Here is a 19,799-nt window from a genome sequence, read left to right as displayed (position 1 = left end):
GGCTCGTGCTGCCGATGACGGTGTTCATCGCGGCGGCCGGGCTGATCACGCGAGGCAATGCGTGGCGCACGGCGAACCTGCTGCAGGACGACGCGCTGCTCTCGGCGGCGCGCGTGATGGCGGGCGACATCGGCTGGGAAGGCAACGACCTCAGCGCATCGGTCTCGCCGAGCGCCATCGAGATCCTGCGCACGCCGCACCGCGACCAGGTGTTCTTTCGCGTGCAGGAAATCGGCGGCCCCATCATTGCGGGCACCTCCGACTTTCCCCAACACATTCCCGAGACGTCCCCCCAGTGGTACGACGCCCAGGTGGGCGGCACGCCCATCCGCGCGGTCTCGCTGATCCGCGAAATGTACGACGCGGGCGCGACGCGCCGTGTGATCGTCTCGGTCGGCCGCACGCTGCACGAGCGCGACGCCATGGTTGCCGCGCTCTGGCGGCCCCAGATGTTTTATTTCGCGGCCATCGTCACGGTGGCCGTCGTGCTCGTGTGCGTCGCGCTCACGCTCGAACTGCGGCCGCTCACGCGGCTCGCGCGCGGGCTGCCGCAACGGGTGCGCACGTCTTCGGTGCGCATCGACGTCGAGCCGCTACGCAGCGAGCTGCGCCCGATCGTGAGCGCGTTTAACGAGTGCCTCGACATCATCGAGCGGCAGACCGCGATGCAACGGCGCTTTGTCGCCGACGCCGCGCATCAGTTGCGCACGCCGCTCACACTGCTCGGCACGCAGCTCCAATATGCGCGCCGCCAGCAAGATCCCGCGCTGCTTCATGAGACGCTCAAGGCGATGCATCAGAGCAACCGCTCGCTCGTGGGGCTCACCAATCAGTTGCTGACGCTCGCCCAAGCCGAAGCGGCGGACTATACGCAATTCGAAGGCGTGAGCGTGGACATGCGCGCGGTGGCGACAGGCGTGATCGAGCAACTCGCGCTGCTCGCGCAGCGCAGGCGCGTGGAGATCGTGGCCACGCTCGCCGAGTACGCCGAAGTCATGGGCAACGAACAGTTGCTCTCGGTGCTGGTGTTCAATCTCGTCGATAACGCCATCCGCTATTCGCCCGAGGGCGGTGCGGTCATGGTGACGCTCGCCGTGACGGCGGGGCTCGTCACGTTGAGCGTGGCGGATGAGGGCGCGGGGATCGCCCACGAGCTGCGCGACAAGGTTTTCGAGCCGTTTTTCCGGGCCTCGACTCAGCCCGGAAGCGGTCTGGGGCTCGCGATCGTGCGCGAGATCGCGCGCGCGCATCGGGCTGAAGTGAAGCTCGAAAACGGCGCACAAGGGCGCGGGACCATGGCGGTCGTGCAGTTCGCACCGGCATAACGCGCGTTCAGCGCACGCGTCTTCTTACTCTGAACTGCGTCCCTCTTCCGGATCGCATCGCGCTATCGCGCCCTAACGCGTGGCCGTATCTGCGAAGCCGGCGCCAGCGATCCATACCGGGCAACCCTGCGTGGCCTTTGCGCTTCGTATGATTGCCCTGTGATTTAACGCGACCCCGCCTCCATTTAGGACTATTCCTAAAGTCGCCGGAAATAGACGTATCTAGGATGTGCGACTGTCGACACGGGCTCCAGCATTGCCATGCCAGAAGCTGCGTTGACTTCTCGCTAATTCCTGCGATGCAGAAGCGCAAATCACGATTCGCATCGCCATTCGCCCCGGCAGTGGAATGGATGCTGATCTCCGAAGGATGCCGCTCTCTCACGCGGCATGCTGGCTTTGTCTTTATCTGGCCACCGGCGCCCTGTCGGGCCAATTCAACGTCAACACAGCCGCACTCGCGCCATACGTCTGGTTTCCGGCCGGCGTCAGCCTTGCGGCCATGCTGCTGTCTCGCACCAGCTCAAGCATCCCGCTCGCGATCGCATTCGCACTGCTTCAGTCCGTCCTGTCGTACCTCGGAGGCCGCGATGTTCCATCGTCGCTCGTGCTTGGCACATTGGCCGGCATCGCTCCGTTAATCGCCGCGACGGTCGTACGCAGGATGCACATGCCGCTTGCAGGCTTGCACCTGCTGCAGGCAGTGGTCGTTGCGGCGGTCGTGAGCGCCGTGCTGCTCGGCGGCGGCGGCTCGCTCTATTTCGCGTTGACGAAGGGCATGCCGTTTCTGGTACCGCTGTGCCAGTGGAGCGCGGCAATCTTCGTGGGCGTGTGCATCACACTGCCGCTTCTGGCGGTGTGGGCGCAGTTCAGCCCCAAGCGCTCCGCGCCACGCCATGCACACCGCGAACTGGTCGGTTACGCCTCGTTCATCGCGATGGCCGCTGTGACGTGGTGGCTGTTCGATGACTCGACGGCACGCTGGTTAGATGCGGCCGGTGTCGCGTGTCCGCTCTATTTGCCGATGTTCTGCGTCGTCATCGTCTCAGTCGTCTGTGGAGCGCGCGGCGGCACGCTCGCTGTGCTCGCCCTCGCACTGATCTGCCTTGGCCATACTGAGCACGGCGAAGGACCGTTTGCATCGAAGTCGGCGCCGGTCTCGTTGTTATTGTTGCAAGCGCAACTATATGTCGGCGTTTCGGCGATGCTCGTGCTGATCGTGCACGCGTTGCGCGAATCCGAAGCGCAGGCCTGTCTCCAGGCGAATCGTTGGCGCACGGATCTCGAGCTCGCACTCGAAGGTGGCGCGCTGGTCGCCTATTCCGTCGACTCGGCGACCCAGCGCGTGCGGTGGCACGGTGACGTGCGTCGTCTGACGGGCTGTGACGCGCAATCGCTCTCGACAGTCGAGGAAGTGGTTGCGCGTCTGCACCCGGACGATCGCGAGCGCTTGCGCGCCCGCTGGAGCAGGCTGGAAGAGACGGCGCTGCCAGCGCCGTCACACCTGACCTTTCGTATTTCGAGCTCGCTCGCCCTCAGCGGCTGGGTCGAACTCGTCGATATCGGCTCGTTGCTGTCCGACGGTAACGGAGGCACCACCGCCTTCGTCGCTGGCGTCTGGCAACACCCGCCTTCTTCGACGAGGTAAGCCGTGACTGCACGTATTGGCGCACTCTTGATCCACGGATTGGGCGGCACGCAGTTCGATCTCGGCTCGATGCACCGGCGTCTGAAGCGTTGTGGCATCGAAACACATTCGCTGACGCTGCCGGGCCATGGAACGTCGCCGGAGGCATTGATATCGGTGAGTGCCGAAGCCTGGATAGATACGGTCACGGAGAAATACCGCGAGCTTGTCGATCAATACGAGGTTTTTCACGTAATGGGCATGTGCATGGGGGCGCTGCTCGCGGCCGCTTTGTGCGCGCTCGAGCGGCATAGCAAGGGGCGCCTCGTCACGCTCGCCCCGCCCATCTATATCGATGGATGGAGCACGCCCTGGTGGCGCGCCGCGCGGCACGTTGCCTACTGGCTGCCGTTGCTGCCCTCGAGAATGAAGATCGAAGAGGGTGAGCCTTACGGCATCAAAAACGCGCTCGTGCGCAACATCATCAAGGCCAAGTTCGAGCGCGGCGATAACTTCCATTACTCATGGGTGCCGCTTGCGTGCATCCGTGAAGTCGATCGTCTGCGCCGCCAAGTCATGCGCGACCTGTCCAAGGTCCAATGCCCGATGCTGGTTGTGCATGCGCGCGAGGACGAACTGACGAGTTTGAGGTCGGCGGAGTTCATCGCGCGTACCGCGCCCGATGCGCGCGTCGTCGTCCTCGAAAACAGCTACCACATGATTTGCGTCGATAACGACCGCGAGCAGGTTGTCAGCAGCGTGCTGGATTTCTTTGACGTCACGGAGCTGGAATCCGACGTCGCCACCGCGGTGGAGCCATGCACGTCGGCCGAGATGCGATCGCTCGTCGAGCGTTTCACGAGCGCGATGCGCGAGCAGCGTTATGAAGACGTGTTTGCACTGCTTTCCGCCGATGTCCGTTGGGACCAGCGAGGGTCGAGCCCGGTGGCGCGCGTCTATGGCGACCGCAATGCGCTGATCGACCTTTTCTCGCAGCTCGTGACGCTATCGTCGAACACTTTCCGCGTGACGGACTTCGGTGTCCCAACTTTCGAAGGTGACACGGCCCGTGTGCGGATCTCCTGCGAAGCCGCCGCAGCCGGATCGAGGCTGCAGGCCAGTGGGATGCTGCAACTGGCGTTCGGGAACGGCCGCATTCGCGTGGTCGACTACGAGCCGGATCGTCACGCTGACGAGGACGCGTTCTGGCGTGCCGCGGCCGAGGCTGCGAGCGACCTTGGTGCCGATCCGGCGCAATGCGATAGCAATCCGCCAGAGCTGTCCCTGACTGGCGAGGCACTCGATGCGGCGTTCCAGAACGCCGTCACGGAAGTCGTTGCCATCTCGCGCCCGCCCGCAACGTCGACGCAACTGCGTCTGCGAGCGCTCTACAAGCAGGCATGTTCAGGCGATGTCGTCGGAGCACGGCCCGGCGTGACGAACATGCTCGGCCGGGTAAAGTACGACTCGTGGGCGCAATTGCGGGGCACGTCCCGCGAGAGCGCGATGAGGCAGTACGTGGCGCTCGCGAGCAGTATCGCGAGACAGTAGGGGCTAGTAGCGTTCTGTCGTTTGTGCTGCCTTGCCGATTGCGGGCGGCCAGATTGCTGATGTTGCCTGCGAGGAGGTCGTGGCTGAGCCGCTGGCGCGCTCAGGTGCTTCGCGCTCCGAGCGCATACAGGCGACGGCCGTTTTGAGGCGGCAGCCGTCGCCGAGTCCGGCGACGGTGTCCGTCGTCATTGCGGCGACGCGGTGTCCTCTAGCCAGAACTTGAGGTCGGCCTGCGTGGACGCCTGTTCGCGCCGCGCCTGCCACGCGCCCGTGGTATCGAGCCAGTCGCCCGCCGTGCCCGCCTGCTTGCCCGCCTGCTTGCCAACTGCAGCGCGCGTGGCCATGTCGTGCTGATAAGCCGGCCAGCGATAGTGCGCGTAGACGCTCATGCAGTTCACCGCATAAGCGCGTGCAAGCTCCGGACAGTTTTCGACGATCAGCAGGTTCTCGTCGTTCTTGCGGCTAGCAGTGGCGGAAAGATTATGCGATCCCGTCACCACCACAGGCCGCGCGCCAAACGGATCGATCACGATCACTTTCGAGTGCGTAATGGCATACCCCATGCCGCTCAGAAACTCCTGCCGAGTGAACGTCGCGAGAAAATCGCCCACGGGGCTCACGCCCTGCGGCTGAACGATATCGTAGGAGTACTGCTTGAAATCCGAAGAGGTGAGCAGCTGGAATGTCGCTGAGCGATCGTTCTGGGTTCCCAGAGGCAGCGTGCTGACAACGCCACGAACATAGATCCCCTTCTTTTGCATCTTGATGATCGAATCGAGCGGCTCCTGGCCCGGCATAAACATCACAAAGAGAATGCCCTGCTGCGCGGCATTCACGAGGTCGATCAGTTCGGCAATATCGGGGCCGCCCGAGCTGCCCTTCTGCGACTTGATGGGCGTAAACCAGACGCGCGCGGCGGGTGGGCTCGCGAGGTTCGCACGTTGCTTCGCGCCACTGGCCGCGCCGTTATCCGCACCACTGGCTGCACCGGCGAGCGGGACCGGCCCGCGCACCGTGGCGTCGCCGCTCACGAGCGACGCCGGAAACGTGTTTCCCGCAGCAGCCAGCTCGTGCCAGTGGTCGAAATAGAACGCGGCCAGCGCGGCATTCTGCACGGCGATGCCGTTGTTGACCTGCGTATGCAGGCCCGTGAGCGTCCAGTTCGTGCTGCCCGTCCAGACGCCCGTCGGCTTGCCGTCCTCGCAGACCACGACAAACTTGTTGTGAGCCAGCGCCTCGGGCGCCGTCATGCGCCGGTGCAAATCGACCTTGCCGGCGAGCCGGGCCGCCGCAGCCTGATTCTCGTCATCGCCGGCGTGCTTGACCGAGCCATTCGAAAGAATGACGTGCGCGCGCTCGCCGACGGCGATCAACCCTTCGATCAGATCATCCAGGTCCAGCTCGAAGAGCGCGCAATACAGCTCGATGGACGTGTCCTGTTGCGCACGCTGCAGGATCCCGCGAATAGCCTTGCCCAATTCGCCCGTCAGGAACTGCATGAGCGGCCCGCCGACGACGCTCGTTAAATTGCGCTTGAGCTCGGGCACGGTGGTGAGATTGTGTTCCTTCGCGTACCGCGCGACGAATTGCGACAGGATCATGCCGCGATTGAAGAAAGCCGCCGTGCCCGCGTCCGCCTGGGGCGAGAGCACCACCCAATCCGACCAGCCGCTCGAATCGCCGCGCTGTAGCGCGCCGGGCGAGCCTGTCATGGCCGTCACACGGAACGAGACCCGCGTGCCGACCAGAATCGAATGCGCGGTCCAGCTGTAGGTTTGCAGCGGCCATTCAGTGCTGGGTTTGGTCTCGCCGGTCGTCGGCTTGTCCTGTTCGAAACCCTTGAGATTCGAAATGGCCTCTATCTTGCCGGTTGCGTCCTTCACCTCGATTGCAAATCCCAGGCAACTTGCTATCGCGCCGTCGGCGGGGTTCGTCACCCGCCACGCCAGAAATACGTCGTTACAGTTGGCATGGCATCGCAACTCGATCGTCATCGGTGTCGCTCCTTGGGGTAGTTCATTGCACGGCACCTCGCCGGGCTTTGCGCTCCCATGATCGCATGCAGGATCGGCACGGTACCGCGTGGGTTCGCGTTGTGTTTCAAGGTCGCGCAATGAGGCGGATGTCACGCCATCGTCATGCCAAGGCGCTATGCGGCTCGTGCGGATATGAACGTTTGGTTAGTCCGGCTGATCGCCGAACAGGAGTCGCTGCGCAATGTTGCGCACGGGCAGACCCGAGGCGGGCGCGACGCCGGAAGGATAGTCCAGTTGCCAGACGCGGTCGAAAGCCAGATTGGGCCAGGGATCTTGCGGCGGCTCACCGCCGAGACTCTGCGTGAGCGCGGGAATGTGGCCGTGATGCCAGCAGATCAGCAACACCTTGCCCTCATATTTGCCGTCTGAAAGGATCTTGTTGGCGAGCGTGGCATAGTCTGCATCCGCGATATCGGCCTTGATGTCGAGCTTCAAAGCTTGAGCAAGCGGCGTAATGGTTTCGACAGGGCGATCGCTATGCTTCGAAGTCGCTGCCGCGAACAGCACATGCGGCCTGGGAAACGTAGCGGGGAAATACGGTGCCAGCGCCGCTGCCCGCTCGTAGCCGCGCGTGGAAAGATGAATGCCTTCGTGCTCCGAATCCGAAGCGGGGTCCCCGGGCTTTTCCGCGTGCCGGATGATAAAGATGGTTTTCGGGTACGTTCTTCCGTTCATTCTCGCCCTCTGGAATGGCATCCTTTCTGTGCGCGCACGGCCGCAATGGTCGTACCTGGTGTCAACGTTGGTATTTGACCCGCTTGGTCGTCGAGGGTTTCGGTTGCCTGCCGCCATTCACCGGCAAAACGTCAAACCGGAAAGCAGGGCCAGCAACGCGGAAGGTGTGAGATATCCTGCAAACGCAAGCACCGCCAGCGCTGCCAGGGCTGCGCATGCCGCCATCGCGGCGACCGTGCGCACTGCACGCACGCGCCGTGCGCCCGTGCGGCCACGCTGCCGATTCGCGCTCATGCGGCCTGCACGCCCTGCATGGCGACGCGCGCAATACGCCGGTCGTCGATCGGCAAGTGCACCAGCCCCGAGATCATGCCGAGCACGATCGAGCCATGCCAGAGCATCGCATAGGAATGCGTAGCGTCGAACACCACTGCGCCAAGCCACACTCCGAAGAACCCGCCGAGCTGGTGTCCGAAGAACACGAAGCCGAACAGCGTCGCGATGTAGACGATGCCGCCCGCAACGCTCAAGTGAGTTTTTGGCGGACTTCGCATGCGCCACACGCATGCGAGCTACCATCAGCGGCGCCCCGGTGGGCTCAGGCCATAACGGACGAAGCCGTGTCGGCGGCGCCCGAGCGTGCTTCGTCCAGCATCCATTCGACGACCGCGGCCACGTCCGCACGCGGCGCTTCATCGGCCTGACACAGCCAGTAGGCGTAACCGGTCGGGCGCAGCGGCCCCCTCGAACCGACCGCGACGAGCCGGCCATCCGCCAACATGGGCCCGACGAGTGCGAGGCGGCCGAGTGCGATGCCTCTCCCCGCGAGCGCCGCCTGGATCACCTGGTCGTAGTGGTTGAAGCTCAACACGCCGCGCGCATGCTGCTCGTCGAGGCCGAGTTCGTGCAGATGATCGGGCCAGCGCAGCATCGGGCGGCGCGGGCCGTCGAACTCGAGCAGCACGTGACGCGCAAGCGTGGCGGCGTCGAGCGTCGCGACGCTGAGCGACGGATGCGCCACAGGGACGACGAATTCCTCATAGAGCCGGTGGGCCATGGGCGGCGCGCCGCTCGCGCTCGCGTAGCGCAGCGCGAGATCGATGCCTTCGGCGCGCAGGTCGAGCACCTTGTCCGTCGCGGCTACCCGCAGGTCGATGTCGGGGTGCCGCTGCTGCAGGGCGCCCAGGCGCGGCAGCAGCCACAGACCCGCCACGCCGAGGCTCGCCGTAATCGTCACGGGCTGGCGTGCGCGGGGTTGCATCAGCGCGTCCACCACGTCCTGCAGTTGCTGGACTGCGCCTTCGGCGGCGCGAAAGAGACGCTCGCCTTCGGGCGTAAACGAGATCGCACGGTAGCCGCGATTGAGCAGACGCACGCCCAGCATCGTTTCAAGCGCGTTGATCTGGCGGCTGACTGCGGACTGCGTAAGACACAGGTCATCGGCGGCGAGCGTGATGCTCATGCGGCGCCCGACCGCGACGAAGCCGCGAATGAAGTCGAGCGACGGAAGCTTGACGAGCGGGACTGACATGCGCCCTCCTCATGCGAACGATGCAAGAAGATTGATTGAGCCCATCGCCGAGGTCAAGTGAAATGCAGTGCAGAGTCCTCACGCGCGGCGTCAGGCGAGCCATCACGTGAGTGACTCGCGACCCCTGCGTGGGGCGCAACCGCACAAGAGATATGCATACGCACACCTCCGAAGAAAGTTCGACGGCCGACAAGGACATCGACGCATCGCAGCCCCAGCCGGTCGCGCTAACGGCCGACGACGGCTATCGCCTGGGCGGCTTCGTCTGGCGCCATCGCGAGCCACTTGCTCACGGCGCGCCGCGCCCCGTCGTGATCATCAACGCGGCGACCTCGGTACGCTGCCGCTACTATTTCCGCTTTGCCGCCTGGCTGCATCGGCACGGTTGGGACGCGATCGTCTACGACTATCGCGGCATCGGCGAATCGCGGCCCGCGAATCTCGCGGCGCTCGAAGCCAGTTGGCTCGACTGGGGCGAGCGCGATTTCGAGGCGGTGCTGCGTTACGCGCACCGGGCCTTCTCGGGCCAACCGATCGATGTGGTGGGGCACAGCATCGGCGGCTTCGTGATCGGGCTCGCGCCGTCGAACACCCTGATCCGCCGCGTGTTCACAATGGGGGCCCAATATGCGCACTGGCGCGACTACGCGCGGCGCAGCAGGCCCGCGATGCTCTGGAAATGGCACGTGGTCATGCCCGCGCTAACGAGACTCTACGGCTACTTTCCCGCCGGCCGGCTGGGCTGGATGGAGGACACGCCGCGCGGCGTCGCGCTTGCGTGGAGCCGCAGCCGCGCACGCTTCGAGGATACGTATCGGCATTCGCCCATCGCGCGCGGGCAGGCACAACGGCAAGCGCTCGCGAGCCGCTTCGCGGCGCTGCGTGCCCCGATCCTCGCTACCAGCGTGACCGACGACGCGTTCGGCACGGTTGCCGCCGTCGAGCGGCTGCTCGGCTATTTCACCCGTAGCGACACCATCCATTTGCGGATCACGCCCGCGGCGGTCGGCGTCGAAAGCATCGGCCATTTCGCGTTCTTTCACAGCCGTTTCGAAGCCGACTTGTGGCCCATCGCTCTCGGATGGCTGCGCACGGGCCAACTCGCGCCGGCGACACCCGGCGCTATCGTTTCTTCGCACGGCGCGCTTGACTGAAGAACTGACCCAACACGCGCGGGCCGCGAGGCGACCCGGCGTGCCTGATCCGCCTATACTCGCAAATCACCGGCTCACGACGATTCAGCGCCCCGCGAGGACCCTATGAACGCCTCATTCGAGCACCGCTACGCCTACACCAATGGCATTCGCATGCACTACGTCGAGTATGGCGAGGGGCCGCTCGTGCTGCTCTGTCATGGCTGGCCGGAGTCCTGGTACTCATGGCGCCATCAGATCGAAGCGATCGCCGCCGCCGGCTACCGCGTGGTCGCCCCCGATCAGCGCGGCTACGCGGACACGGAGGCGCCGCTCGAAACGGCGTCGTACGACATCGCCAACCTGACGGGCGACCTGGTCGGACTCGTCAACGCGCTCGGCGAAACCCAGGCGATTCTCGTCGGCCACGACTGGGGCTCGATCGTCGCGGCCACGGCCGCGCTGCTGCGGCCCGACCTGTTCCGCGCGCTGGCGCTCCTCAGCGTGCCTTACTTGCCGCGCGGGCGCATTCGCCCGGCCGTGCACCTGCAGACGAGCGCCGTCGACAAGCACTTTTATCAGGAGTACTTCCAGCAGCCGGGCCGCGTCGAGCGCGAACTCGAGGAGGACATCCGCCGCTCGCTGCTCGGCATCTACTACACGGCGGCGGGTGAAAGCCGGCGTCATCCCGAACATCGGCACCGGGGTTTCATCGGCTTCGACAAAAATGCGCGCTTCGTCGACAGCCTCGCGTATCCCGACACGCTGCCGGGCTGGCTGGGTGCAGACGACCTCGACGTTTTTGCCTCACAGTTCACGAAGAGCGGGTTTCGCGGCACGATCGACTGGTATCGCAATCTCGACCGCAACTGGGCGCTCACGCCATTTCTCGACGGCGCGCGCATCCTGCAACCTACGCTGTTCGTCGCGGGCGAAGTCGACGGCGTCATTCACATGACGGCGAAGGCGTACGAGCGTCTGGAGACCAACGTGCCGCATCTCACGAGGAAGGTGCTCATACCCGAGGCCGGGCACTGGATTCAGCAGGAGCGGCCGGACGAAGTGAACGCGTTGCTGCTCGAGTTCTTCGGCGATCCGGCTGTGCAGCGCGAGATCGCTTGAATCGGCCTTGAATCGCGCTACGGCACTTTCAGCTCTCAGCGGCTAGCGGCCGGGCAGCATCCGCGTATGCGGCGCCCGCGTGCTGATGAAGCCAGCGGATCATGTCCGAGTGCTTCACCACACCGATCAGCCGCCGTGCATCGTCGAGGACCGGTATTTCGTAGCACGCGTGATCGGCAAAGATCGATGCGAGGTGTGCGAGCGGCGTGGCACGGTGCACCGCCTGAACACCCGATGCCATGACGGCTTCGACTGTCTCATCCGCTTGCGCGGTCTTGCGTCGCAGAACGCGCCATAACCTGCGCGCGAGCCCCGCACTCCTCCCATTTGCCAGATCGTGATGCGTCACCGTGCCCACGAGGCGATGCGCGTCATCCACCACCGGCAACGCATGAACGCCGTGACGGCGCAGCGTCTCCCATGCGGCGTGCCTGCCCATCGTCAGCGGCACGGCGTGATCCGCGCTCGACATGAATTCCTCGCACGTGAGCGCATCGAACGGCAGGCGCTGCGGCTCGTCAGCCGCATTCGACTGTTGCGCTGGCCGCATCGGCGCGCCCAATGCACTCGCCGCGGCATTCTCCGGCGCCGCCGATCGCCACACAGCGCGCGGATACCGGTGCCCTGTGAGCGCGTGGAAGACAAGCGCCGCGCTCAGCAAGGCAAACGACTGGAACACGATGGGCACGGCCACGAAGCGAAAGCCGAGCGCATGCACCGCCGGGCCGCCGAGCACGGCGGTCAGCGCGACGGCGCCCGAAGGCGGATGCACGCAGCGGCACAGGAACATCGCGCTGATCGCCAGCGCGACCGCCACGGCGGCGGAGAGCACCGGCGTTGCGATCCACTGCGCGCAGGCCACGCCGACCAGCGCCGAAACGAGGTTCCCCCCTACGATGGACCACGGCTGCGCGAGCGGGCTCTCGGATGCGCCGAACAACAGCACGGCCGAGGCGCCCATGGGCGCGACGAGCATCGGGATGTCGCCCGCGCTGCCGAACAGCAAATGCGTGGCGATCCCCGTGAACGCGATGCCGAGTAAAGCGCCCCCGGCGCGGCGCACGCGCTCGCGCCACTCGGGCGCGCCGGGGTGCGGGATGAAATTCGTCAGCCAGTCGTGGAGCGCGAAGCGGGGCATGGGCGTCGGCGCGTCTGGAGTGGGCTGCGCGCCGCGCGAGCCCTTGCAGCAGAGCCCGCGCGGCGCCTCAGGCGATTTGCGTCCGTTGAGGTTACCCAAGCGCTTCCAATAACAACAATTGAGAATTCTTCGCTCACATATAATTCATTCTGTATGCATCTTTATGTGGCGGCCTTCCCTTGTGTAAGGCATCTCGGCCTCGGAATTTTCTTTCGTATTCCTTATTTCATTGCATTCTCGACCGTTCTAGCAATAACTGGCGGCGAGTCACGCAACCCCGACAATGCAATCCATTTGTCAGCCACGGGCATTCCAGGCGGCGCATGGCAACAACACATGACATCGATGTCATGAAACAACGCATGCGCCTGGCCTGTTACAGAAGCTCTTCCTCGCAGCTTGTCACTCAACTGCACACGCGCCTCGCGATTTCCTAAATTAGTTTTCATGTTGAGTGAGCGCCAACTTAAAACTCCAATGCCGATCCAGAACCGATAATTCCCTCCAGTTTCAGCATTGCGAGGAACGCAATATGCACAAGCCGATGTCGGTCGAACTCATCAACGAATACGGCGAGCACGCGGTGCGCGTGAACGTCGACGGCCACGCCGCACTGCTCGATGCGGCCGAGGTGGACGCTCTCATCGAAGAGCTCGCCAAGCTGCGCGCAACCATGCGCCCCGCCGTGCCCGAGCAGCCCCTGCGCACCCATCAATATGTGCTCGAAATCGACCCGTGCTGGTACACCGAACGCAATCCGCTGTTCGACGGCGCGGTGGTATTCCTGCGCCATACCGGCCTCGGCTGGGCCGGCTTCGCCATTCCCACCGATAGCATGCACCGCCTCAAAGAGGCGTTGAGCGCGCACGAAGCCGCCGCGAAACGCGAGGCGCACCACCTGCCGGTGCACGCGTTGCCAAACTAGGCCACCGAACCCGACCACTTGAAGCGTCGGCACCCGGCGCTGGGCGTGCAACCCGCGCCTGACTCGTGAATCCAGGCTCGCGCGAGAAGCGCGGAGCGGGCCAGTGCGTCACGCGAGAAGCGTGCGCCGCGCCCGCTCGTCCCTTCCATTCAGGGCGTCTTGCGCGCAGCCCTGAGCTTTTGCCTTCACCGGCACGGACTCGTCACATGAACCAGCTACAAGCCATGCGCGTCTTCACGCGCGTCGTTGACCTGAGCAGCTTCAGCCTCGCGGGCAAGCAGCTCGGCATGTCCGCCGCGGCCGTCACGCGCAGCGTAGGCATGCTCGAAGCGCATCTGAACATGCGCCTCCTGAACCGCTCCACGCGCAGCCTTTCGCTGACCGAAGCGGGCCGTCTCTACCTGGACGGCTGCCGCGCCGTAATCGAGAAGCTCGACGAAGTGGAGTCCGAACTCGTGCGCGCCACGAGAGACCCGAGCGGCGTGCTGCGCATTGCAGCGCCTTCGGTTTTCGCGAGCGGCGCACTCACCGCGCTGCTGGGCGCGTATCGCCACGTGAACCCGCGCGTGGACTTCGACGTGACCGCCTACGACAGCCATATCGACATGATCGAAGGCGGCTTCGACGTGTCCTTCGCCACCGACCGCCAGCAGGTGAACGCTTCGCTCGTGAGCCGCAAGCTCACCTCGGTGAAGGAGATCGTCGTGGCCGCGCCCGGCTATCTCGCGCGCAAAGGCGTGCCGCGCACGCCCGCCGATCTCGCGCAGCACGATTTGCTCGCCGTCTCCGACTCGCCGCGCAGCTGGGAATTCGCCAACGCCGAAGGCCTGCAGCGCGTGAGCGCCAACGGCCCGCTCACCGCGAGCGGCTACGCCACCGTGCGCGCCGCGGCGCTCGCCGACATGGGCGTCGCGCTCCTGCCGCTGCCGCTCGTGGCCGACGACATCGCGCGCGGCACCTTGCTGCCCGTGCTCAACACGTTCGACGTGAACGGCGGCATGCAGCACGTCTCGATCGTGTATTCGGGCCGCAACTACCTCACGATGAAAGTGCGCAGCTTCATCGACTTCGCCGTCGAACAGTTCCGCACGCATTCCGCCCATGCAGTCAACGGCGCACACAGTGCGCCGGTCGCACTGCGAGCGGTCGCATGACGCGCATTTCGCAGAACCCGCATGTCGCGTGACCCGCTAGCTCTCTGTTTCACCGTCAAGACACCTGGAAGGCCATGCCCAGAATACTGACCATCGAAGACGACGCCGCCACGGAGCAAAGCGTCGTCCCCACGCTCGCCTCGACCGGCTTTACCGTGGACGTTGCCCGCTCCGGCCGCGAAGGCATCGCCATGGTGATGGCCGGCGACTACGACGTCGTCGCGCTCGAGCGGCGCCTGCCCGATCTCGACGGCCTCACCATCGTCACCACCATGCGCGGCGTGGGCATCGAAACGCCGGTGATCGTCATGAGCTCGACCACGGGCGTGGAAGAACGCATCCAGGGCCTGCGCGCGGGCTGCGACGACTATCTCACGCGGCCCTTTTCCATCGACGAGATGTCGGCACGCGTCGAGGCGCTCGTGCGGCGCCGCACGCGTCCCATGGCTGCGGAAACCGTCCTGCGCGTGGGGCCGCTCGAACTCGACCTCGTCAAGCGCAAACTCACCTGCCGCGACACGGTCCTGCGGCTGCGGCCCACCGAGTTGCGCGTGCTCGAATTCATGATGCGCCACGCGGGCCAGGTGCTCACCCGCACGATGATCTTCGAAGGTGTCTGGGGCGGCCGATTCGACCCCGGCACCAATCTCGTGGACGTGCACGTTGGACGCCTGCGCAACCGCGTCGATACACCGGGCCAACCCTCGCTGATCCGCACGATACGTGGTTCAGGCTACCTGCTCGGCTGACGCATTCGCGGCGTTTGCAGACAAAGTTGCCTCTTTGTAACTTCGTAGTCCTTTTTGTTAAAAAATTCCGCCTCAGACTAAAACTTGTTTCATTTGCCTGGTTGCTGGACGTTACACCGCGCCGGCCACAATACCGGCGTCGGCTTCCCGAATGTTCTCCCGTACTTTTCAGGCTTTTTCGCGCCACGCCGGCGCACCAGTACGCCGCGGGAACCGGCGCCGATGTTCTGAACGGAGCCCCTTCTGATGTTGAAAATCGTCCGGCTGGCCTTGAACCGTCCGTACACGTTCATCGTGCTGGCCCTCCTGATCCTGATCGCGGGCCCGCTCGCTGCGTTGCGCACGCCCACCGATATCTTTCCGGATATCCGCATTCCCGTTATCAGCGTCGTCTGGAACTACGCGAATCTTTCGCCCGACGACATGTCGGGCCGTATCGTCACCTATTACGAGCGCACGCTCGGCACGACCGTCAACGACGTTGCCCACATCGAGTCACAATCGTTCCGCGGCTACGGCATCGTGAAGATCTTCTTCCAGCCGGACGTGGATATCCGCACGGCCACGGCGCAGGTGACCTCGGTCTCGCAGACCGTGCTCAAGCAGATGCCGCCCGGCACCACGCCGCCGCAGATCCTCAACTACAACGCGTCCACGGTGCCGGTGCTGCAGCTTGCGTTCACGAGCAACAAGCTCAACGAGCAGCAGCTTGACGACTACGCAGCCAACTTCATCCGTCCGCAACTGCTTTCGGTGCCGGGCGTGGCCATCCCCACGCCATATGGCGGCAAGGTGCGCGAGGTGCAGATCGACCTCGACCCGCAGGCGCTGCAGGCGAAGAAGCTCTCGCCGCAAGACGTCGCGGACGCGCTCGCGCAGCAGAACCAGATCATTCCGGCGGGCACGCAGAAAATCGGCCGCTTCGAGTACAACATCACGCTGAACAACAGCCCGCTCACGATCGAGGCGATCAACGACTTGCCGATCAAGACCGTGAACGGCGCGGTGATCTACATGCGCGACGTCGCCCACGTGCGCGACGGCAATCCGCCGCAAACGAACATCGTGCGCGTGGACGGCCATCGCGCCGTGCTGATGTCGATCCTCAAGAACGGCTCGGCCTCCACGCTCGACATCGTCTCGGGCGTGAAGGCGAAGCTGCCGCTCATCGAACAGTCGCTGCCGCCGAGCCTGAAGCTCGTGCCGCTCTCCGATCAATCGGTGTTCGTGAAAGCGGCCGTGAGCGGCGTCGCGCGCGAAGGCATCATCGCCGCCGCGCTCACCTCGGCCATGATCCTGCTGTTTCTCGGCAGCTGGCGCTCGACGCTCATCATCGCGGCTTCGATTCCGCTCGCCGTGCTCGCCGCCATTGCGGGACTTGCCGCGTGCGGAGAGACCCTGAATGTGATGACGCTGGGCGGACTAGCGCTCGCGGTGGGCATTCTCGTCGACGATGCGACCGTCACCATCGAGAACATCAACTGGCACCTCGAACAGGGCAAGGACGTAAGAAGCGCGATTCTCGACGGCGCCGCGCAGATCGTCATGCCCGCGCTGGTCTCGCTGCTCTGTATCTGCATCGTGTTCGTGCCGATGCTGCTGCTCGACGGCATCGCGCGCTTCCTGTTCGTGCCGATGGCCGAGGCCGTGATCTTCGCGATGATCGCCTCGTTCGTTCTCTCGCGCACCTTCGTGCCGATGATGGCGGGCTACCTGCTCAAGCCGCACGCCTCGCAAGGGCATGCGTCGGGCGAGCTGGCCGCACTGATGGCGCCGCACGGCGCGCACGATCGCATCGTGCGTTCGCGCAATCCGCTCGTGCGCTTTCAGCGCGGCTTTGAGGCGCGCTTCGAGCGCGTGCGGGCCGGCTATCGCGCCGTCCTCGGCCTCGCGCTCACGCATCGCAAACGCTTCATTGTGGGCTTCCTCGTGATCGTGATGGCATCGTTCGCGCTCGTGCCCTTCCTCGGCCGCAACTTCTTCCCGAATATCGATTCGGGCGAGATCGAGATTCATGTGCGCGCGCCCATCGGCACGCGCGTGGAGGATACCGCCGATCTGTTCGACCATATCGAAGACACCGTGCGCGAGGCGATTCCCGCCGATCAGCTCACGAGCATCATCGACAACATCGGCCTGCCCAATAGCGGCATCAACCTCACGTACAACAACAGCGGCACGATCGGGCCGCAAGACGGCGACATCATGATTTCGCTCGCCAAGGACCACGCGCCCACGGCGCAATACGTGAAGGCACTGCGCACGCAGTTGCCGCGTCTGTTCCCTGGCACGACGTTCTCGTTCCTGCCCGCGGACATCGTGAGCCAGATCCTGAACTTCGGCGCGCCCGCGCCCATCGACGTCCAGGTGAGCGGCCCGAACATGCGCGCGAACAAGCAGTACGCCAACGAGTTGCTGCACCGCGTGAGCAAGATCCCGGGCGTTGCCGACGCGCGTATCCAGCAGGCCTCGACATATCCGCAGTTTTCCGTGGCCGTGGACCGCTCGCGCGCCGACGAGCTCGGTATCACCGAGCAGGACGTCACGAACTCCGTCGTGGCCACGCTCTCGGGCACGAGCCAGGTGTCGCCCACGTTCTGGCTCAATCCGAAGAACGGCGTGTCGTATCCGATCGTCGCCGAGACACCGCAGTACCGCATGTCCACGCTCTCCGACCTGGAGAATCTGCCGGTCACGGACAAGAGCGGCGCCTCGCAGATTCTCGGCGGCATCGCCACCATCACGCGCGGCGTGAGCGACGCCGTGATCTCGCACTACAACATCGAGCCGCTGTTCGACATCTACGCAACCACGCAAGGCGCCGACCTCGGTTCGGTCTCCTCACAGATCCAGAAAGCCATCCACGCCACCGCGAAGGACGTGCCCAAGGGCTCCACGGTCACGATGCGCGGCCAGGTGCAGACCATGAATACCGCGTTCACGGGCCTGCTGCTCGGTCTCGCGGGTGCGGTGCTACTCATCTATCTGCTGATCGTCGTGAACTTCCATTCGTGGGCCGATGCGTTCGTGATCGTCTGCGCGCTGCCCGCCGCGCTCGCGGGCATCGTGTGGATGCTGTTCACCACGCACACGCCGCTCTCGGTGCCAGCGCTCACCGGCGCGATTCTCTGCATGGGCGTGGCCACCGCGAACGCCATTCTGGTGGTGTCGTTCGCGAGAGAGCGCCTCGCCGCCACGGGCGACGCCATGCGCGCCGCGCTCGAAGCGGGCTTCACGCGCTTTCGCCCGGTGCTCATGACCGCGCTCGCCATGATCATCGGCATGGCGCCGATGGCGCTCGGTCTCGGCGACGGCGGCGAGCAGAACGCCCCGCTTGGCCGCGCCGTGATCGGCGGCCTGATCTGCGCGACCTGCGCCACGCTCCTGTTCGTGCCCGTGGTGTTCAGCCTCGTGCATCGCCGCGATGGCCGTGGCGGTCAAGACGACGCCGACGGCCATGCCACGCCCAGCGATTCCCATCATCCGGATCAACTTGCCCTTGAGGAAGAATCCCATGTCTACTGAAGTCGACATCGCCCCGCCGCAAGCGCTTCGCCACCTGAAGGCCGTCGCCGCCGTGGCGCTGCTGGTCGCCACCGGCATCGTCTCCGGCGGTCTCTTCAGCCGCGTGCACGCGCACCAGGAGCTCACGTCCTGGACCGACGCCCAGGCCGTGCCCACCGTCGCCACGGTCATGCCCGAGCCCACGCCGGCCTCGCAGCCGCTCGTGCTGCCGGGGCACCTCGCCGCCTATATCAATGCACCGATCTACGCGCGCGTCTCCGGCTATCTGCATGCGTGGTATGCCGATATCGGCACGCACGTGAAAGCGGGCCAGCTACTCGCCGTGATCGACACGCCCGATCTCGACCAGCAATTGCAGCAGGCGCGCGCCGATCTGCAGAACTCGATTGCCAACGAGAAGCTCGCGGCCACCACCGCGAAGCGCTGGACCGAGATGCTCAAGCAGGACTCGGTCTCGCAGCAGGATGCCGACGAAAAGACCTCCGACCTGATCGCCAAGCAGGCGACCATGGAGGCCAACGAGGCGAACGTGCGCCGCCTCGAAGCGCTCGAATCGTTCAAGCGCCTCACTGCGCCGTTCGACGGCGTGGTCACGGCGCGCAAGACCGACGTGGGCGCGCTCATCGATGCAGGCAGCGGCAGCGGCCCCGAGCTCTTCACGGTTTCCGACGCGAGCCAGTTGCGCGTCTACGTGAGCGTGCCGCAAAGCGACGCCGCCTCGATCAAGCCCGGCATGCACGCCACGCTCACGGTGCCCGAGCGGCCCGGCATGACCTTCGACGCGAAGCTCGTGGACACCGACCAGTCGATTTCGCAGGCCTCTGGCACGATGCTCGTGCAGCTTGCCGTCGACAACAAGGCGGGGCTGCTGTTCCCGGGCGAATACACGGAGGTGCATCTCGACATGCCCGGCGACGCACACGCGCTCTTCGTGCCCGCGAGCGCGCTGATCTTCCGCTCGCACGGCATGCAGGTCGCGGTGGCCGGTCCCGACCATCGCGTGCAGTTACACGACGTGACGATCGGCACCGATCTCGGCACGCGCGTGGAAATCACCGAAGGCCTGAAAGTGGGCGAGCCCGTGATCGACAATCCGCCCGACTCGCTCACGAACGGCGATGTGATCCGGCTCGCGGCCACCGCCGCGACGAACTCGCCTCGCGCAGCGGTGGCCAATGCGTCCGCCAGCACGTCCGCAAGCGCCGCCACCGGCGCGCCCACACACGCGGCGACGAAGACGGCCTCGGCCAGTCCCGCGCAAAACGCGGAGCATGCGCATGGTTAAGCGGCTTAACCAGCGTTCACGCG

15 protein-coding genes and 1 pseudogene are annotated in these 19,799 nt (G+C 65.1%); 10 read left to right on the top strand and 6 right to left on the bottom strand.

Annotation, left to right across the window (positions count from 1 at the left end):
• Window positions 1-14 precede the first annotated feature (14 nt).
• From EYW47_RS34480 to EYW47_RS34475, 3 genes are all read left to right on the top strand, one after another.
• Window positions 15-1,325, top strand: a complete 1,311-nt coding sequence (locus EYW47_RS34480; protein ID WP_240764043.1) for a sensor histidine kinase — start codon at window positions 15-17, stop codon at window positions 1,323-1,325.
• A gap of 349 nt (window positions 1,326-1,674) precedes the next feature.
• Window positions 1,675-2,973 carry an MASE1 domain-containing protein gene (locus tag EYW47_RS41115; protein ID WP_165976755.1) on the top strand — a complete coding sequence of 433 codons (1,299 nt, stop codon included), beginning with the start codon at window positions 1,675-1,677 and terminating at the stop codon, window positions 2,971-2,973.
• A gap of 3 nt (window positions 2,974-2,976) precedes the next feature.
• Window positions 2,977-4,503: an acyl-CoA-binding protein gene (locus EYW47_RS34475; RefSeq protein WP_205710203.1), complete on the top strand. Its 1,527-nt coding sequence runs from the start codon at window positions 2,977-2,979 to the stop codon at window positions 4,501-4,503.
• A 185-nt stretch (window positions 4,504-4,688) separates the two neighbouring features.
• On the opposite strand, the gene EYW47_RS34470 is transcribed toward EYW47_RS34475, so the two are convergent.
• The 4 genes and pseudogenes from EYW47_RS34470 to EYW47_RS34455 all read right to left on the bottom strand — a co-directional run bounded on the left by EYW47_RS34470 (window position 4,689) and on the right by EYW47_RS34455 (window position 8,745).
• Window positions 4,689-6,497, bottom strand: a complete 1,809-nt coding sequence (locus EYW47_RS34470; RefSeq protein ID WP_133199283.1) for a phospholipase D-like domain-containing protein — start codon at window positions 6,495-6,497, stop codon at window positions 4,689-4,691.
• 186 nt (window positions 6,498-6,683) lie between these two features.
• Complete coding sequence (locus EYW47_RS34465) at window positions 6,684-7,214, bottom strand: histidine phosphatase family protein (RefSeq protein ID WP_240764042.1); 531 nt, start codon at window positions 7,212-7,214, stop codon at window positions 6,684-6,686.
• A gap of 290 nt (window positions 7,215-7,504) precedes the next feature.
• Window positions 7,505-7,729: pseudogene (locus tag EYW47_RS34460) on the bottom strand (MFS transporter); the annotation flags it as partial.
• 83 nt (window positions 7,730-7,812) lie between these two features.
• On the bottom strand, window positions 7,813-8,745 hold the full coding sequence (locus tag EYW47_RS34455) for a LysR substrate-binding domain-containing protein (RefSeq protein WP_133199282.1): 933 nt from the start codon (window positions 8,743-8,745) through the stop codon (window positions 7,813-7,815).
• A gap of 152 nt (window positions 8,746-8,897) precedes the next feature.
• Here EYW47_RS34455 and EYW47_RS34450 point away from each other — a divergent pair, with 152 nt between their 5' ends.
• Both EYW47_RS34450 and EYW47_RS34445 read left to right on the top strand, forming a co-directional pair.
• Window positions 8,898-9,899, top strand: coding sequence for an alpha/beta hydrolase family protein (locus tag EYW47_RS34450; RefSeq protein WP_133199281.1), 1,002 nt, complete (start codon window positions 8,898-8,900; stop codon window positions 9,897-9,899).
• Window positions 9,900-10,004: 105 nt separating this feature from the next.
• Entirely contained in the window at window positions 10,005-11,000 is a 996-nt protein-coding gene (locus EYW47_RS34445; protein WP_133199280.1) for an alpha/beta fold hydrolase, read from the top strand.
• 28 nt (window positions 11,001-11,028) lie between these two features.
• Here the strand turns inward: EYW47_RS34445 and EYW47_RS34440 are convergent, their stop codons facing one another.
• Both EYW47_RS34440 and EYW47_RS34435 read right to left on the bottom strand, forming a co-directional pair.
• On the bottom strand, window positions 11,029-12,138 hold the full coding sequence (locus EYW47_RS34440; protein WP_133199279.1) for an HPP family protein: 1,110 nt from the start codon (window positions 12,136-12,138) through the stop codon (window positions 11,029-11,031).
• A 221-nt stretch (window positions 12,139-12,359) separates the two neighbouring features.
• On the bottom strand, window positions 12,360-12,587 hold the full coding sequence (locus tag EYW47_RS34435; RefSeq protein WP_133199278.1) for a hypothetical protein: 228 nt from the start codon (window positions 12,585-12,587) through the stop codon (window positions 12,360-12,362).
• A gap of 83 nt (window positions 12,588-12,670) precedes the next feature.
• Between EYW47_RS34435 and EYW47_RS34430 the strand changes: the two genes are divergently transcribed.
• From EYW47_RS34430 to EYW47_RS34410, 5 genes are all read left to right on the top strand, one after another.
• On the top strand, window positions 12,671-13,063 hold the full coding sequence (locus EYW47_RS34430; protein ID WP_133199277.1) for a hypothetical protein: 393 nt from the start codon (window positions 12,671-12,673) through the stop codon (window positions 13,061-13,063).
• Window positions 13,064-13,269: 206 nt separating this feature from the next.
• Window positions 13,270-14,217, top strand: coding sequence for a LysR family transcriptional regulator (locus tag EYW47_RS34425; protein WP_133199276.1), 948 nt, complete (start codon window positions 13,270-13,272; stop codon window positions 14,215-14,217).
• A 74-nt stretch (window positions 14,218-14,291) separates the two neighbouring features.
• The gene (locus EYW47_RS34420; protein ID WP_133199275.1) at window positions 14,292-14,966 is read left to right on the top strand and encodes a response regulator transcription factor; all 675 of its coding nucleotides are present in this window, start codon (window positions 14,292-14,294) and stop codon (window positions 14,964-14,966) included.
• Between the two features lie 246 nt (window positions 14,967-15,212).
• Window positions 15,213-18,491 (top strand): efflux RND transporter permease subunit, encoded by a 3,279-nt coding sequence (locus tag EYW47_RS34415; RefSeq protein ID WP_133199274.1) that lies wholly within the window; start codon window positions 15,213-15,215, stop codon window positions 18,489-18,491.
• Complete coding sequence (locus tag EYW47_RS34410; RefSeq protein ID WP_165976754.1) at window positions 18,481-19,776, top strand: efflux RND transporter periplasmic adaptor subunit; 1,296 nt, start codon at window positions 18,481-18,483, stop codon at window positions 19,774-19,776. Before EYW47_RS34415 ends, EYW47_RS34410 begins: the two co-directional genes overlap by 11 nt.
• Window positions 19,777-19,799: the final 23 nt, after the last annotated feature.

Origin of the sequence: Paraburkholderia silviterrae, from assembly GCF_004353915.1 — a bacterium.
GTDB lineage: Bacteria > Pseudomonadota > Gammaproteobacteria > Burkholderiales > Burkholderiaceae > Paraburkholderia > Paraburkholderia silviterrae.
Note: the sequence above shows the minus strand (reverse complement) of the source record. Positions and strands in the feature narration are given on the sequence as shown.

Coding starts and splice junctions, on each gene's coding strand:
- EYW47_RS34480 (WP_240764043.1), top strand. CDS start 15: ATGACGGTGTTCATCGCGGCGGCCGGGCTGATCACGCGAGGCAATGCG.
- EYW47_RS41115 (WP_165976755.1), top strand. CDS start 1,675: ATGGATGCTGATCTCCGAAGGATGCCGCTCTCTCACGCGGCATGCTGG.
- EYW47_RS34470 (WP_133199283.1), bottom strand. CDS start 6,497: ATGACGATCGAGTTGCGATGCCATGCCAACTGTAACGACGTATTTCTG.
- EYW47_RS34465 (WP_240764042.1), bottom strand. CDS start 7,214: ATGAACGGAAGAACGTACCCGAAAACCATCTTTATCATCCGGCACGCG.
- EYW47_RS34455 (WP_133199282.1), bottom strand. CDS start 8,745: ATGTCAGTCCCGCTCGTCAAGCTTCCGTCGCTCGACTTCATTCGCGGC.
- EYW47_RS34450 (WP_133199281.1), top strand. CDS start 8,898: ATGCATACGCACACCTCCGAAGAAAGTTCGACGGCCGACAAGGACATC.
- EYW47_RS34445 (WP_133199280.1), top strand. CDS start 10,005: ATGAACGCCTCATTCGAGCACCGCTACGCCTACACCAATGGCATTCGC.
- EYW47_RS34440 (WP_133199279.1), bottom strand. CDS start 12,138: ATGCCCCGCTTCGCGCTCCACGACTGGCTGACGAATTTCATCCCGCAC.
- EYW47_RS34435 (WP_133199278.1), bottom strand. CDS start 12,587: ATGAAAACTAATTTAGGAAATCGCGAGGCGCGTGTGCAGTTGAGTGAC.
- EYW47_RS34430 (WP_133199277.1), top strand. CDS start 12,671: ATGCACAAGCCGATGTCGGTCGAACTCATCAACGAATACGGCGAGCAC.
- EYW47_RS34425 (WP_133199276.1), top strand. CDS start 13,270: ATGAACCAGCTACAAGCCATGCGCGTCTTCACGCGCGTCGTTGACCTG.
- EYW47_RS34420 (WP_133199275.1), top strand. CDS start 14,292: ATGCCCAGAATACTGACCATCGAAGACGACGCCGCCACGGAGCAAAGC.
- EYW47_RS34415 (WP_133199274.1), top strand. CDS start 15,213: ATGTTGAAAATCGTCCGGCTGGCCTTGAACCGTCCGTACACGTTCATC.
- EYW47_RS34410 (WP_165976754.1), top strand. CDS start 18,481: ATGTCTACTGAAGTCGACATCGCCCCGCCGCAAGCGCTTCGCCACCTG.